The 14,525-nt window shown below is 36.7% G+C and carries 15 protein-coding genes and 1 other RNA gene; 5 read left to right on the forward strand and 11 right to left on the reverse strand.

Annotated elements, in window-relative coordinates:
* The first annotated feature begins 99 nt into the window (after positions 1 to 99).
* Entirely contained in the window at positions 100 to 954 is an 855-nt protein-coding gene (locus tag VB691_RS10230) for a class I SAM-dependent methyltransferase (RefSeq protein WP_323291389.1), read from the forward strand.
* Between the two features lie 3 nt (positions 955 to 957).
* Here VB691_RS10230 and VB691_RS10235 read toward each other — a convergent pair whose 3' ends face one another.
* Positions 958 to 1,287, reverse strand: coding sequence for a metal-sensing transcriptional repressor (locus tag VB691_RS10235; protein WP_323291390.1), 330 nt, complete (start codon positions 1,285 to 1,287; stop codon positions 958 to 960).
* A 381-nt stretch (positions 1,288 to 1,668) separates the two neighbouring features.
* On the opposite strand from VB691_RS10235, the gene VB691_RS10240 reads away from it, so the two are divergent.
* Positions 1,669 to 2,751: an aromatic ring-hydroxylating dioxygenase subunit alpha gene (locus VB691_RS10240; RefSeq protein ID WP_323291391.1), complete on the forward strand. Its 1,083-nt coding sequence runs from the start codon at positions 1,669 to 1,671 to the stop codon at positions 2,749 to 2,751.
* 16 nt (positions 2,752 to 2,767) lie between these two features.
* On the opposite strand, the gene VB691_RS10245 is transcribed toward VB691_RS10240, so the two are convergent.
* From VB691_RS10245 to VB691_RS10275, 7 genes are all read right to left on the reverse strand, one after another.
* On the reverse strand, positions 2,768 to 3,280 hold the full coding sequence (locus VB691_RS10245; protein ID WP_323291392.1) for a phosphoribosyltransferase: 513 nt from the start codon (positions 3,278 to 3,280) through the stop codon (positions 2,768 to 2,770).
* Between the two features lie 31 nt (positions 3,281 to 3,311).
* Positions 3,312 to 3,875, reverse strand: coding sequence for a 6,7-dimethyl-8-ribityllumazine synthase (gene ribH, locus VB691_RS10250; RefSeq protein WP_323291393.1), 564 nt, complete (start codon positions 3,873 to 3,875; stop codon positions 3,312 to 3,314).
* A gap of 78 nt (positions 3,876 to 3,953) precedes the next feature.
* Positions 3,954 to 4,142 (reverse strand): photosystem II reaction center protein PsbZ, encoded by a 189-nt coding sequence (gene psbZ, locus VB691_RS10255; protein ID WP_323291394.1) that lies wholly within the window; start codon positions 4,140 to 4,142, stop codon positions 3,954 to 3,956.
* Between the two features lie 165 nt (positions 4,143 to 4,307).
* Positions 4,308 to 5,564 carry a pitrilysin family protein gene (locus tag VB691_RS10260; RefSeq protein WP_323291395.1) on the reverse strand — a complete coding sequence of 419 codons (1,257 nt, stop codon included), beginning with the start codon at positions 5,562 to 5,564 and terminating at the stop codon, positions 4,308 to 4,310.
* 24 nt (positions 5,565 to 5,588) lie between these two features.
* Positions 5,589 to 6,863, reverse strand: coding sequence for a pitrilysin family protein (locus tag VB691_RS10265; protein ID WP_323291396.1), 1,275 nt, complete (start codon positions 6,861 to 6,863; stop codon positions 5,589 to 5,591).
* Between the two features lie 112 nt (positions 6,864 to 6,975).
* Positions 6,976 to 7,158, reverse strand: a non-coding RNA gene (gene ssrS / locus VB691_RS10270) — 6S RNA.
* A 108-nt stretch (positions 7,159 to 7,266) separates the two neighbouring features.
* Entirely contained in the window at positions 7,267 to 8,643 is a 1,377-nt protein-coding gene (locus VB691_RS10275) for a DUF3370 domain-containing protein (protein WP_323291397.1), read from the reverse strand.
* Positions 8,644 to 8,996: 353 nt separating this feature from the next.
* Here VB691_RS10275 and VB691_RS10280 point away from each other — a divergent pair, with 353 nt between their 5' ends.
* Entirely contained in the window at positions 8,997 to 9,155 is a 159-nt protein-coding gene (locus tag VB691_RS10280) for a YqaE/Pmp3 family membrane protein (protein ID WP_323291479.1), read from the forward strand.
* A 76-nt stretch (positions 9,156 to 9,231) separates the two neighbouring features.
* Here the strand turns inward: VB691_RS10280 and VB691_RS10285 are convergent, their stop codons facing one another.
* Both VB691_RS10285 and VB691_RS10290 read right to left on the reverse strand, forming a co-directional pair.
* Entirely contained in the window at positions 9,232 to 10,002 is a 771-nt protein-coding gene (locus tag VB691_RS10285) for a retron system putative HNH endonuclease (RefSeq protein WP_323291398.1), read from the reverse strand.
* Positions 9,999 to 11,387, reverse strand: coding sequence for an AAA family ATPase (locus VB691_RS10290; protein WP_323291399.1), 1,389 nt, complete (start codon positions 11,385 to 11,387; stop codon positions 9,999 to 10,001). The genes VB691_RS10285 and VB691_RS10290 overlap by 4 nt, the downstream gene beginning before the upstream one ends.
* A gap of 180 nt (positions 11,388 to 11,567) precedes the next feature.
* Between VB691_RS10290 and hemE the strand changes: the two genes are divergently transcribed.
* Both hemE and VB691_RS10300 read left to right on the forward strand, forming a co-directional pair.
* Entirely contained in the window at positions 11,568 to 12,629 is a 1,062-nt protein-coding gene (gene hemE, locus VB691_RS10295; RefSeq protein WP_323291400.1) for a uroporphyrinogen decarboxylase, read from the forward strand.
* 100 nt (positions 12,630 to 12,729) lie between these two features.
* Positions 12,730 to 13,671, forward strand: coding sequence for an NAD(P)-dependent oxidoreductase (locus VB691_RS10300; protein ID WP_323291401.1), 942 nt, complete (start codon positions 12,730 to 12,732; stop codon positions 13,669 to 13,671).
* Positions 13,672 to 13,676: 5 nt separating this feature from the next.
* On the opposite strand, the gene VB691_RS10305 is transcribed toward VB691_RS10300, so the two are convergent.
* Positions 13,677 to 14,510 (reverse strand): serine protease, encoded by an 834-nt coding sequence (locus VB691_RS10305; RefSeq protein ID WP_323291402.1) that lies wholly within the window; start codon positions 14,508 to 14,510, stop codon positions 13,677 to 13,679.
* Positions 14,511 to 14,525 lie beyond the last annotated feature (15 nt).

The raw sequence follows: 14,525 nt of genomic DNA on the forward strand, positions 1-14,525 counted from the left end.
ATTGAGAGTAGGGAAGTAAACGGTAGTTAATTGACATAATATTGACAAACTTGCTCAAAGCTGTATATATTTAATAAGGAAATAAGTTTAACCAAGAATATGACCCGAACTTCCACCGCATATTTTGATAATCTCCCCGAAAAGTTTGAAGAAGGCAATCAAGAAGCTTTGGCCGCTTTTGGTAAACATATCCATTGGGGTTATTGGGAAAATCCTAAGACAGCGACTGGAAATCTAGATGATTTTGCCGTAGCTGCTGATAATTTATCAAAAAAAGTTTGTCAAGCAGCTTCTATCGAAAATAATCAAAATATTCTCGATGTTGGTTGTGGTTTTGGAGGCACTATTTCCTGGTTAAATGATAACTTTAATCACTTAAATTTGGTCGGAGTTAATATTGATGCTCAACAATTAGTTAGAGCTAGACAAAAAGTTTTACCTCAAGCTACTAATACCATTGATTTTGTTGAAGCTAATGCTTGCCAAATTCCTTTGATGCAACCGGATTTTGATCGAGTGTTAGCCTTAGAATGTATCTTCTCCTTTCCCAGTCGTGAGCAATTTTTTAAGGAAGCTTATCGTCTCTTAAAAGAGCAGGGAAAACTGACAATTTGTGATTTTCTTCCCACCAAAAACTTTGCTGGAATTTGGCAATGGATTGAACATAAAATTAATCCTCTAGTTGGTCAAACTTATGGTAAACCAAAGGCAAAGAATGCCTTACCTATTAACTTCATTCCTATCTCAAAATATGAAGAAATTGCCAAAAAGACAGGGTTTAAATTAACAAAAATAGAGGATATTAATCGCAATACCCTTCCCACTTATCCCTTGGTTAATCGTTTAATGTGCCAAGATGGTGATGACAATATGGTGCGCTCTACTCAAGGACTTGAATTTGTCAGTAAATTGGGATTAATCCGTTATATGATTCTTGATTTTGAGAAAGATTAACGATTAAGGTAAAAAACGATCTAATGCTGCTTTTAATTGTTCAAGTTCCTCCTCAATATTACCTTCTTTAGCCGCACGAGCAACACATTCATTCAAATGTTCATCTAAAATTAAACGAGATACCCGATCAACGGCTCCTCTAACTGCTGCTAATTGTATCAAAACTTCAGGACAAGGACGACTTTCTGATACCATTGTTTTTACCCCTCTGATATGGCCTTCAATGCGAGACAAACGGTTAATAATTTGCTTTAATGAGGCTTCACTATGAACATGAGTATGGGGAGTCTCATGATCATGATGATGGGTATGGGTGTCAGTCTCTGTAACCATTATGGACTTAGGGGAAGTAGTAGATTCAAGTTTGTTAGAAGTCAATGGATTTACTGGTAACTTTAGATAATGTTTACATTCTGACATATTTTTTCGTATCAAGATTAACAAATTGTAAATAAATTTACAATTTGGCTACCCACAAAAAAATTAGTTGTGCTAGATTTAATACGATTTATTTTACCCTAATTTTCTTAAATAACGCGAGACAGCAAAAACATCGAAAATTCTAGGATAGATCCAGTAAGTTTTCCCTGACCAAGCTTTAAAGGTTTGGTTTAATTTTGTTTGTCTTATAATTATTCTATTCTTATGTTTGAAAATCGGTAATTAATCGTCAATCTCACTTATTATTTTTTCAACAACATCAATTAAACAACAATGAAAACAAACTGGAAAACAGATGAATTAGTTGAACATGGCCACTATAAAAACCAGGAATTAGATTTAAGAAGAATCGGGTTAAATCCCAATTTTTGGTATCCTATTGCTCAATCAAAAGATGTTAAAAAAGAAAAAACTTATGGTGTAACATTTGGAGGAGAACCCATTGTTTTAATTCGCACAAAATCTAATCATGTTTTTGCTTTAGAAGATCGTTGTATTCATCGACAAATTCCCTTAAGTCAAGGGGTTGTCTGCGGTTCTAAGCTTAAATGTACTTATCATGGATGGACGTATGATGAGACAGGAAAATTAGCAGGAGTTCCCTATTTACCTCAAGGAATACCTATTCCTAAAGGCGTTAAAAGTTATCCTTGTCGAGAAGCTTATAATCATATTTTTATCTTTCCAGGAGTAGCAGAATTAGCAAAAACTGTCCCGTTTCCTGAGATAGAAAATTCAACAAATAATGATTATAAAACGATGTATTTTTCCCGTCGAGTTAACTGTCATTATTCCTTTTTACTCGAAAATTTGATGGATATGAATCATCAATTTTTACATCGACGTTTGATGGGAAAAGTTAAACCAAGTTTAATCGAAAATTCTCAAGGAGATAATTGGGTAGAAGCGAAATATAAATTTAAAGGTGAACCCCACCCCACTGCACATTTAGTGTTAGCTGCGGGACGAAATAAAGAGGAAACTGCAACAGATTTTGATATTATGACCATTCGGACAGAATATCCTTATCAAACCCTAACAGTTTGTGGGCCAAATTCGAGCTTACCTGCATTAAAACTTTGGGTTTCATATATTCCCGTTGACAAGGAACAAAAAATCAATCATAGTTTTGGAATGTTGATGATTCGTCGTCCTAAAATACCAGGATTATTAACCCTTTTATGGCCGTTGATGCGATACTTTACAGGAGAGATTTTTGCTGAAGATAAAATGGCAGTAGAAACAGAACAAAAAGCGTATGATATGCAAGGAGGAGACTGGAATCAAGAGATTTTTCCTTTGTTACTTGATGTCCGAGAATTATTAAGAACAAAAGGCATTCCTTTAAATCAATAATTTCCATCCGTAGGGTTTAACGGCCGTTAAACCCTACTAATTCTTTTAGAGTCATTGTCTCGTAACGTTCAAAAGGTTGATGAATCCAAGGATTATCAGATAAATATTCTACATAATAATCAGGTTTAAAAACAGAACAACTTTTATACCAAATTACTGCCGTTTTCATCTCTTGAATATCTGAGAGAGAAGAATCTTTTAACCATTGACTCACTTGCTGTAAACTTACCCCAGAATCAACTAAATCATCCACTAATAAGATACGATTTCCTAGCTTTTTATTGGTCATTGCTAAATGTTCACCAATATTTAATTTTTCCCGAAGACGGTTATCTATTCCCCCATAGGAAGCCGCCGCTACAATAGCTAAAGGAATATCATAGAGACGACTCAGAATATCCCCAACTCGCAACCCACCTTTAGCAATACAAACAATTTGATTAAATTGCCAATTAGATTGATAAATTTGAACTGCTAAAGTTTCAATCTGTTGATGATATTCTTCCCAGGAAACATATAAATCTGACATAGGAGGCAAAAAACAGGAATTGAACTTATTCTTATTTTTCAGAAAATTCTGAAATCATGGGATTATTAAGTTGAGAAACAGGTAAAGCAGGTTTTGAATTATCAGAAGGAATTTGACCCCGTAACTGTCCCATTAAACTCGCCATTTCTAGGGCATTCATGGCATAATTCCAACCCAAATTACTCTTAATTCCTGCCCGTTCTAAGGCTTGTTGCATGGTATCAGTGGTTAAAATGCCAAAAACGACGGGAACCCCTGTTTGAAAGCCTGTGGCGGCAATACCCTTCGCTGCTTCTGCGGCTACATAATCAAAATGAGGGGTATGGCCGCGAATAATGGCCCCTAAACAGATAATGGCATCATAATTACCTAATAGGGCTAATTGACGGGCCACCATCGGAACTTCAAAACTACCAGGAACCCACACATAGTCAACTTGAGTCCCGTTAGGGTCAACATTCACCCCATGACGCTTTAAACAGTCTTGACACCCCGATAAAAGCTTGTCTGTGACTAAATCATTAAAACGACCAATAACAATGGCAAAACGTAAAATAGATGGGTCTTGGGTAAAGGTTCCCTCAAAAATGGTCATAATTGTCCTAAAAATTTCTACAATAAAAATCCCCATCTCTAAGCTTAGCTAAAGATGGGGAAATGGGCCTTGCCACTCTTAAACCACGAAGAAGTTTAAAATAGCAACTAATAAAACCAAAACAGTCCAAATGGCAGAACCTAGATATAGTAAGGGTTTAGACTGATCCCAGTTTTGAGGAGACGCATAAGCAACGGGAACGCCCACCACCATAACAAAGGAAAAGAAAACGAGGGCAGCTAAAACTATTTGAAAGACGATAGACATTTTCGGATTCTCCTAAATTTTTTCTGAAATAAGTATAAGTCACATTATATCACCGCGATCAAACGAAATGATATGAGTTGATGGCGATCGCTTTGCTCCTGAGTCGGACTTTAGCTAGAATATAAAAATGGTACAAAAATTCTAACTTGAGAGAATCTGACTTCGTTATGTTGGCCCAACCACTGAAATATAGGGAGATAATAAATATTTTTGCGCCACTATCTTAGCAATTTCAGGGGTAATTTTAGCAATTTTTTCCTGAAAGTCTTGATCAAATTCAATGCCTAATCCTAATGTCTCATACCAACCGTATAATTGGGCAACTTCAGCATTAGTTTGTTTTCCTAAAGCATATTGTCCTAATAACTTATTTTTGGCAGTTTGTAATTCTTCAGGGGTTAATTCTATTTTACATAATCGTTCTGTTTCTTGCTGTAATCCTTCGAGGGCAATTTTAGTATTAGTTGGGGCTGTTCCAATATAAACCACAAATTGAGAAGGTTCTAAACGGGTAGAATAAAAGGCAGAAACATCATAAGCTAAGCCTCTTTTTTCCCGTAATTCAACAAATAAACGACTTGATAATCCATTGCCTAAATAGGTACTTAATAATTTAAGCACAGCATAATCAGGACTGCTGACTCCAACGGTTAAATAACCTAACATAATGATAGATTGTTGGGTCTGTTGATGCAGAATTTTTTCGCAAGGATCAGAGGTTAAACTCGGAAAGGAAGATAAGGGTAAAGGTTCAGGGGGAATTTGCCAATTACCAAAGGTTTTTTTTATCAATGTAACGGCTTCATCTAAAGTAATTTTTCCTGATAAACTAATAATTAAATTATCAGGTCTAAAATAAGTTTTATGACAATTTTGTAAATCTTCTCGACTCAATTGATTCACTGTTTCTTCTGTGCCTAAAATTGAACCACCATAGGGATGATCCCCATACATGGTGCTTCGTAATTGATTAAAAGCAACATTAAAAGGTTGTTCTTGTTGAGAACGAATTGTTTGACAAATTAACTGTTTTTCTAGGGTAACTTCTTCTTCAGGAAAAGTCGGCGATCGCAGAATTTCTGCTAATAATGCCAACATTTCTGGAAAGTCCCCAGAAACGGTTTTCAGACTCATCATAAAATAATCCGTGGCCGTATCACCTCCTAACCCGGCCCCAATAGACTCGATCGCTTCAGCAATTTCAACGGAAGATAATCTTTCTGTTCCTTTTGTAATTACAGTCGCTAATAAATGAAAAATTCCCGCTTTTTCCCTTGTTTCCCACAATGAACCCGCATTTTTGAAAAAGAAACGCCCAGAAATTAAATCAGCAGTGGAGTTTTCTCGAACAATTAATGTGATTCCATTATCTAAAACTAAACGATGTAGGGACTGTTGTTTTGGGTGGGTAGGGATGGACATTTTTGATGAGTAATGGTTCATGGACTAGCAAGGTTGCATGATGGTGATAGCATACCGTTCTGGTGACAGATATTGACGGGCAATTCGTTGTAAATCCTTGGCGGTATATTGTTCAATGATAGTAGGATAGGTTAAGGACAGTTCTGCACTGGCTAAGGTGTGATAATAACCATAAAGGCCGGCCAGTTGACTGGGGGTTTCTGTCGAAAAGATATAATCATGACAGAGTAACCGTTTAACCTTGCTTAATTCTGCTTCTGTGACTGGTTCTTGTTGTAATTGGGCCAAGCGATCGCCGATCAATTTTTCCACCCGATCTAACTGTTGGGGTTCTAACCAGGCCCCAATAGTAAAGATACTGGAGTCCCGTTGCAAGGAAAAACTACTTTCAATATCCCACACCAGTTGTTTTTCTTCTCGTAATTCTCTCACTAAACGGGAGGTTCTTCCACACCCTAAAATGACTGAGAGGAGATCCAACCCAACACTATCTTCTAATCTTTCCACCCCTGGGCCTATCCATCCCATTAATAAGCGTCCTTGGGCCAAATTCGGCAAATACATCTTATTTCGTCGAATTTCTACTAAGGGGGGTTCATGGTTAATTTGAGTAGGGGGACATTCTGAAGGGACACTAAACCCATCAAAGGTTTTTTCGACTAAGGACAAGGCCTGATCTTCTGGAATATTCCCTACCACCACCACCGTCATGTTATTTGGTTGATAATGGGTACGATGAAAACAACGCATCTGATGGGGAGAATATTGCCGTAGTTGGGTTTCATGGCCTAAAATGGGCCGTCCGTAGGGATGATGTTGATATAACGTCTCGCATAGGGTTTGAAACCCTAACCAGTCAGGATCATCAAAAGATGCGCGAATTTCTTCGAGTACCACCTCTCGTTCCCTGATAAATTCTTCATCGGGAATTTCCGCTTTTAACAAAATTTCCGCTAAATAGGGCAAAGTCTGGGGTAACTGAGTTGCTGCGGTGGTGAGGAAAAAATGAGCATAATCATGACTGGTAAAGGCATTAGTTACACCTCCATGATGTTCAATAACTTGATCAAACACCCCTGGCAATATGTGCTTACTGCCTTTAAAGATCATGTGTTCTAAAAAATGGGCCATCCCTCCCCATTGAGTGGGTTCTGCGATCGCCCCTGCTTTTACCCATACATCTACCACTGCCACTGGGGTAACATCAATTTGTTGATGAATAAGCGTCAACCCGTGGTTTAACTGGATAATCTTAGCGGGAAAACCCAAAGGTGTGCAGGGATTTATTTGTTGTACCAATGCCTAAAATTGTTATGGCTTCTTTAATATTAGGTTATCTTAGAGGCTTTTGTCTTGCCATCTCCCCCGTTATGTCTGGAAACCCTGACATTCTTGTGATAATTCTTCAAATGGAAAAACCGCCGCGCCGTTTTACCTCAGTTTATGACCTGGATAAACCAGGTGGGTGCCGACTTCTTAGCGTTTTCGTTTCCGAGTACAAGCTCGGTCTACTGCCACGTAAGCTAATTAGCTCCCTTAAACTCAAAGCAAGATCAAAAAACTTTATTGGCAGTCACCAACACAGCAGCTTTCCTTTTCTATCTTAATCATTTTTACGGAACGCGGCCAATGGCCAGGGAAAAAATTTTTTGATCTGGGTGTCTGGCTCATTTTTTTTCGATTTCTGAAACGGGAAAGTATTTTAACGGCCACTGCCATAGAACAATTCTAGGGTTTTCACCGTCAAAACTTGAGGTGGTGTAGCATCAGGAGGATAGAGAAAATCAACGGCTACATCGCGCTTTTCTCCAGGTGCTAGGTTAATTCTGACCAAAGGATCACCCTGTTGTCCTTGTCGCTGGACAAGGTGAAAGAACTTCTGTTGTGAGTTGCCAGTTTCATCTTGATAGCTCACCTGTACTGTGCCACGAAAAAATACTTGACCTTGGGGACGGTGGGTAAAAATCAAGCGATCGGCGTACTGATTTTCCTTAAAGGGGGTTTGTAACGTTACTGCTACGGTTTGCCGTTCATTGGTTTTATTGACCAGAGGCAGGGTTAAATTATAGTGAACCCCATAATTACCATGAGCTTGATAAGCAGTATCAGCATAACGCACTAACATGGGCGCACTTTGAATTTGTTGAGTGCCATGGGTTCCGGTGGTTACGGTACTGAGGGGATAGGAAAAAGCTGATCCCCGTTGAGGAATACTAAGATAGGGTTTCCCTGGTTGATCTACCAGTCTTGCTTGCCATTCCGAACCCACAGAAATACCCGCCACGCGACCATAAATAGTCTTGTCAGCTAGATAAACATTAGGAGGAGTAGGAACGAGATCTCTGGGATAAATTAAGTTTCCTTTCGTTACTAAATGTCGCCATTCATTGAGGTTGGGTTCTCGGTAAACGGTGGTTTCTTCTGATGTTTGAGCCACTTCGTACTGGGCTAAATTCGCCATATAGAGGGGGCCATCACTATAAACCCGTAAGAAGGTAGAACGGGCATTACTGGGGTTGATAGGGAGGCTAAACAGCATCCGAGTTTGATAGGGAGGGATGACAATACGACGGGATAATTCTTGTTGGTTGACTCCCCGTAGAATATCTCCCATGAGGCGGGAACCTGGCCCAGAAAATACCCGTCCAGAAGGATCTTCGACAATGGAGGGAAGATTGATAAATGGGGCATCTGTAGAGTTGACATAACTGGCCCCTTGTAAGACTCGAACTACTACTGTTTCGGAGGTTGGGTTATGTACGAGAAGTCCCTGGTATAGTTTTCTGGGTTGGGATGGTCGAGAGATATGATGGGTAAAAACGTCAAATCTTCCCTGTATCGGGTAATTTAGATGGGCGTTGGGGTAGCGTTTACCGTTGGGGGGAAAGGTGGAGAGAAGTACCCCTTCGGTTGAGACGACTTCGGGACTATTGCTATTGAAGACTAGGACATCATTGAGTTTCCCCGGTAAGGGGCGAATTTCCTGGGGTTGGGTAACAAAGTGGGGTTGTGTTTCCCGATAAGTTAAGGGATAGGAGGCTGTTTGTCCGATTAATAGTGACGATAACAAGGAAAGCATAGATTCTGAACCAGCAATTTTAAAGTGAGTTGATAATTTAACTTTATTTTTAGATTGCCGTCATTTACTCGAAATTGTCAATCCCTAAGCAAAAAAAACGCATAATTTCCAGATTAGTTCTTTAACTGAGTCTAGCTCCCTAGGATAGCACAGATTAAATCAAGGGTGTCACGAAAAGTTCCTTGTTATCCATTGAGATTCTCTATTTAATCCATAGAAATCGGTAAATTTGATAGTTAATCCTGAACAAATTGATGATTTTAGCTTTTTTTGTTGATGATTGGTTTAGCTAATTTGACAAATTGATGAGTTTATCTGATAATTTCTCTGTTGATCAAATTGAAGGAAAAATCATGGATATTGTTCGTATTATTTGCGCTATTATTCTCCCGCCTCTTGGTGTTTTCCTACAAGTGGGAATTGGGCCACAATTCTGGATTAATATTTTATTAACCCTGCTTGGTTATATTCCAGGTATCGTTCACGCGGTTTGGGTAATTGCAAAAAAATAGTCAATTTTTGAGATTAAAATTTTAATTTTTAGGGCAGGTTTAAGTTAAACTTGCCCATTGTATTTTGATGTTTTAATTAACTTTTTAAATCCATAATAAGTGTTTTTAAATACCCAATTTCAGTCAGACAATATGGCTCATATTTTCCATCTTCCGATAGAATTGGATATTGATATAATTGCTCGATCAATGATTGAATATCATCAGTTGTATAGTTGCCGTTAGGATAATCATTTAAAATTATTTCTTCGACTATCGTAATTTGTCTTCTTCTAATATCAACTAATTTATCTAAGTTTAGGTTTAAAGTTTGTCTTAAGTCTCTATCAATCTTTTCATTATCAGAATAAATTTTTCCACTGCTGCTGTACTTAATTAAACTTTCACAGTTGTTATCTGTAGGGTTAATAGTGATTGTTATTTCTGCTTTACTTGCTGTACAATGTTGTCTTTTATTTCTTCGACGAGAAGGGCCATTTCCCAAACAACTCCCCAATAAGTTACTATATTCTAGTTCTAATACCTTATACTCAGTTTTAGGTAGCCAATGTTCAATACTCATTTTGTCTATATTTATTGTTCCCAAACAGTAACAACAAATATAACCTTGTTCTTGTAATAAAGTATTTCTTAAATCATTTTTAGGGCTATACTTTCTATATTTAGGTCTTATTTGTTGATAGTATTCTAAAAATTGTAATATAAATCGGTATATTCTTTTTTGCTTAAAGATAGGGATCAAGATAGGTAAAGCAAAAAATACGATGAGATAATCGCCTTCTTGCTTTTTTTGATTAATATAGTCTGACAAAGATGGGGGTTGTTCTTGTTTTTCAATATATTTCATTTAACTCTAGATCTCAGTTTAAATGTTGTATTTAGACTAACAATGTCTAAATCATCTTCTCCCAATAAGTCAGATAATTCATTGATTTTAGCTTTTGCTTCTCTTAGCTTAATATCATCTTTTAACTTAAAACCTTCATCAATTAAGTCTAAACAATCTCGTATTTGTTGTTTAATTTCTAGAGGTCTTTCAGGCACTTCCATGATTTCAGATAAGATTGAATTAGAATCTCTGCCATAAGTATAATAATCTTCATCCTTGGCAGATATAACATTACCATCTTCTAGAATAAAAACATTTTCTCTCTTTACTTTACTTAATACTTGGGGGGAATGAGTGGTAACAATAAATTGACAACTGGGAAAGGTTTTTGTTAATGCTGGAATGATTTCTCTTTGCCATTGGGGATGTAAATGAGCTTCTATTTCGTCAATTAAAATCATACCATTCCCTTGTTTTAAAACCTCATTAACTTCTAGACCAGGATTTGCGATAGCCAAACGTCTCGCAATATCTGCCACGATTAAAATACACTTTTTTTCACCTTCTGATAACTGTGATATGGTTAAATCTATACCATTTTTTGAAATAGTTAATTCTGGTTTAATTGAGATTGAGTTAAAAGATGATTTGTCAGATTTGGTTCTAACAATACGCAAGTCAGAAAAATTGGTCTTAGAAAGATAAGTTAAAAATATTTCTAAAGCATTTCTAATAATTTCAAGTTTTTTACTTCTGTATTCAAAATTTTCTCTAAGTCTCACTTCATTTTCATAATTTTCTTGTTCACTAAACCATTGAAGAAAGTTTTGATAATCATTTAACTCTTTAATTAGGGTATTGTTATAAGCAGCAAATTGATCAGAATGTAGATGTAATGATTTTTCAGCAAAAATTTGAAACATTTTTTTATAATCACCTATTTTATAGATTCTTAATGCACTTGTTTGATAATAAACTAGAATAGGTATGGGATAATTTGATTCTTTTCTAATTCTTTCAGAAAGTTCTTTATTATATTTTATTAGAGAAGTATTTTCGGCTTTTGATAATCCTCGATAACTCGTTAACTTCCAAAGATTGTCTAAATTATTATTTTTGTATAAAATACTATTAATTAGAACAGAAATAATTGATTCTTTTTGACTATCATTAATATCATTGCTGTTGATTCCAGTTCCAGGAAATTGTCGATAATCTATGGTATTTTTGAAGTCGCATATCACTCCATAAATAAAAGCAAAAATAAACTTATAAACGCCATCTAAAATTGATGTTTTACCCGAACCATTAACCCCGATAAATACGGCTAAATCTTTGGGTAACTCTAAAGAAAGTTCTTGAAAGCCTCTAAAATTAGTAAATTCTATTTTTTTAATATACATTGTAAATTTCTCAACTTAAATCAATAAAAATTCTACCAATTTTCTCACACTAAATAATATGTCTCTTTCCCCAACACCCAACCCCCAACCCCTAATAATAAACATTCATTACAACTTGATTAAGGAGGCCACCCCGAATGATAGGCTAAAAAATGCACGTTTATTACTGGAAAAGCCACGATGACTGGAGTTAATGATACACCCTATCTCCTTCGTGCAGCACAAGGAGAAATATTAGACCGTCCACCTGTTTGGATGATGCGACAAGCTGGACGCTACATGAAAGTATATAGGGATTTACGGGATAAATACCCCAGTTTTCGTGAAAGATCTGAAAATCCCGACCTCGCCATCGAAATTTCTCTGCAACCTTGGCGAGCATTTCAACCGGACGGGGTGATCATGTTCTCTGATATTCTAACCCCTTTACCTGGAATGGGTATCCCTTTTGATATTATTGAAAGTAAAGGGCCCATTATTGACCCTCCTATCCGCACTCAAGAACAAGTAGACAACTTACGTCCCCTTGACCCGGAAGCGTCTCTACCTTTCATTAAAACCATTTTACAAACCTTACGACAAGAAGTGGGAAATCAGTCCACTGTGTTAGGATTTGTAGGCTCTCCTTGGACATTAGCTGCCTATGCCATTGAAGGAAAAAGCTCTAAGACCTATTCTGTTATTAAGAGCATGGCCTTTTCTCAACCCGAAATCTTGCATAGCTTTTTGAGTAAAATAGCTGATGCGATCGCAGTTTATGTAAGGTATCAAATTGACTGCGGGGCCCAAGTAGTGCAATTATTTGATTCATGGGCCGGCCAATTAACCCCTCAAGATTACGAAGTTTTTGCCTTACCTTATCAACAACAAATAGTCCGTAAGGTTAAAGAAACTCACCCTGATACCCCTCTCATTCTGTATATTAGTGGTAGTGCTGGTGTATTAGAAAGAATGGGTCAATCTGGGGTAGATATTATCAGTGTAGACTGGACAGTAGATATGGCCGAAGCAAGACAACGGTTAGGTAAAATGAAAGTCCAGGGAAATATTGATCCTGGGGTCTTATTTGGTTCCCATGACTTCATTAAAGCGCGTATTCTTGATACGGTAAGAAAAGCGGGACGGGGTGGCCATATTTTGAATTTAGGTCATGGTGTTTTAGTGGGAACCCCGGAAGAAAATGTCCGTTGTTTCTTTGAAACTGCGAAACAGGTTGATAAGTTATTAGGTGTTCCTGTTTAATTTGGTTGTAGGGACATAATATATTATGTCCCTACAAGACAATGTTGGTCAGAAAGTGTTATCATTCCCATCATTGTCTATAATCCCCTTATTGTAACGAATGAAGCGAATTTTTATTACAGGTGCTAGTGGTTGTATAGGTCATTATATGGCAGAAGCTCTGATTCAGGAAACGGATCATGAGCTTTATTTTTTAGTGAGAAATCCAGATAAGCTACAATTTGATTATTTAAGTCGTCCTAATGTTCATATTCTCACGGGAGATTTACAGAATATTGAACAATTTAGTGACTTATTAAAGACGGTTAATATAGCCATTTTAGCAGCAACCAGTTGGGGAGGAGTTACGGAATCTTATGAAATTAATGTTATCAAAACCCTAGGATTAATCCAATTATTAGATCCCCAAATCTGTGAGCAAATTTTTTATTTTTCAACCGCAAGTATTCTCGATCAACAAAATCAACCCTTACCCGAAGCTGGAGAGTTTGGAACCAATTATATTCGCACTAAATATCAATGTTTTATGCAATTAAAAGAATTACCAATCTATCAAAAAGTAACCACTCTTTTTCCTACCTTAGTGTTTGGTGGAGAACCCAATAAACCCTATTCTCATTTGTCTGGGGGTATTGGTGATGTTATTAAATGGATAGACTTAATTCGCTGGTTTAAAGCGGATGGTAGTTTTCATTATATTCACGCCAAAGATATTGCTCAAGTAGTTATCTATTTAGTCGATCATCCTTTACCTGAAACTGATGAAAAGTTAGTCGTTTTAGGGAACAAAAAAACAACCGTTGATGAAGCAGTAGAAGTCATTTCTGCTTATCTTAATAGACGGATTTATTTTCGTATTCCCCTATCAATTACCCTGATTAATTTCTTTATTAAAGTATTTCGTTTAAGGATGGAAGATTGGGATAGATTTTCGATTAGTTATCGTCATTTTACCTATAAATCGACCTTTACTCCTGCTAATTTTGGACTAAACAATTATTGCACAACCATTGATGATGTAATGAGATTAAGTGAGGGATAAAATCATTAATCTGACCAAAAAACAGCCCGAAAATCCAGAGAATTAGGTTCAGAAATTAACCCCATTCTTTCCACAGGAACGGCCCAACTTGAATGAATAATTATTTGTTGTAAACTCAAAGAGGGTTGAGAACCATCTTCATAATATTCTGTGGCATCCCATAAAGGCTGAGCGTGTCTTCCATTAATAGCAACCACCTCCCCTTTTTGATTTAACAATGGCCCGCCACTCATTCCTTTATAAACATCATTATTAAACCCAACTTGATAGCCCCCTTCTAAGGCTTTGTTTAAAATACTAACAACTTTTCCTGATTTAAAGGCAAACTCATCAGACTGAATATCAGGAATTTTTTTTGTTTTATAATGAGAGTTATTATAACCAGAAAAAGGGAAGCCAACAGCATAAACTTTGTCCCCTTCTTTCAAACTCAAAGATTTTCCTAATTTGGCAACAGCATAGGTTTTTTCTGCTGCAAAAAATTGTAATAATCCTAAATCATCTTCTCCAAAATTAACCGTTTTAACTTCCGTTGCCAAGTAAACTTTGTTATCAAAAGTTTGTACCTGATAGGAAGAACTTGCAGCACGAATAACATGAGCATTAGTAACAACTAGGTACTGGTTTCTATTTTGTTTAATTATAATTCCTGAACCGATATGTTCCCCATCAGAAAGCAGTTTAACGGTGATGATTCTACCCTTTTCATAGAGTTGAGTATCAGAGAGATTTTCTCTGTTAAAAAAGGGAGAGATATCAGCAAAGTTCTGGGTATTACTAGGAAGGGGAATAACAAAACTGCCTAAACACATTGTCAGTCCCCATAATCGCCAATTCATGGTTTAATTTCCTCT

Origin of the sequence: Crocosphaera sp. XPORK-15E, assembly GCF_034931425.1 — a bacterium.
In the GTDB taxonomy this organism is placed as follows: Bacteria; Cyanobacteriota; Cyanobacteriia; order Cyanobacteriales; family Microcystaceae; genus UHCC-0190.

What these genes read in the sequence shown, in the direction of transcription:
- hemE (WP_323291400.1), top strand. Translation starts at nt 11,568, where the DNA reads ATGACTGGAGTTAATGATACACCCTATCTCCTTCGTGCAGCACAAGGA.
- VB691_RS10275 (WP_323291397.1), bottom strand. Translation starts at nt 8,643, where the DNA reads ATGCTTTCCTTGTTATCGTCACTATTAATCGGACAAACAGCCTCCTAT.
- VB691_RS10260 (WP_323291395.1), bottom strand. Translation starts at nt 5,564, where the DNA reads ATGTCCATCCCTACCCACCCAAAACAACAGTCCCTACATCGTTTAGTT.
- VB691_RS10230 (WP_323291389.1), top strand. Translation starts at nt 100, where the DNA reads ATGACCCGAACTTCCACCGCATATTTTGATAATCTCCCCGAAAAGTTT.
- VB691_RS10305 (WP_323291402.1), bottom strand. Translation starts at nt 14,510, where the DNA reads ATGAATTGGCGATTATGGGGACTGACAATGTGTTTAGGCAGTTTTGTT.
- ribH (WP_323291393.1), bottom strand. Translation starts at nt 3,875, where the DNA reads ATGACCATTTTTGAGGGAACCTTTACCCAAGACCCATCTATTTTACGT.
- VB691_RS10285 (WP_323291398.1), bottom strand. Translation starts at nt 10,002, where the DNA reads ATGAAATATATTGAAAAACAAGAACAACCCCCATCTTTGTCAGACTAT.
- VB691_RS10290 (WP_323291399.1), bottom strand. Translation starts at nt 11,387, where the DNA reads ATGTATATTAAAAAAATAGAATTTACTAATTTTAGAGGCTTTCAAGAA.
- VB691_RS10280 (WP_323291479.1), top strand. Translation starts at nt 8,997, where the DNA reads ATGGATATTGTTCGTATTATTTGCGCTATTATTCTCCCGCCTCTTGGT.
- VB691_RS10300 (WP_323291401.1), top strand. Translation starts at nt 12,730, where the DNA reads ATGAAGCGAATTTTTATTACAGGTGCTAGTGGTTGTATAGGTCATTAT.
- psbZ (WP_323291394.1), bottom strand. Translation starts at nt 4,142, where the DNA reads ATGTCTATCGTCTTTCAAATAGTTTTAGCTGCCCTCGTTTTCTTTTCC.
- VB691_RS10245 (WP_323291392.1), bottom strand. Translation starts at nt 3,280, where the DNA reads ATGTCAGATTTATATGTTTCCTGGGAAGAATATCATCAACAGATTGAA.
- VB691_RS10240 (WP_323291391.1), top strand. Translation starts at nt 1,669, where the DNA reads ATGAAAACAAACTGGAAAACAGATGAATTAGTTGAACATGGCCACTAT.
- VB691_RS10235 (WP_323291390.1), bottom strand. Translation starts at nt 1,287, where the DNA reads ATGGTTACAGAGACTGACACCCATACCCATCATCATGATCATGAGACT.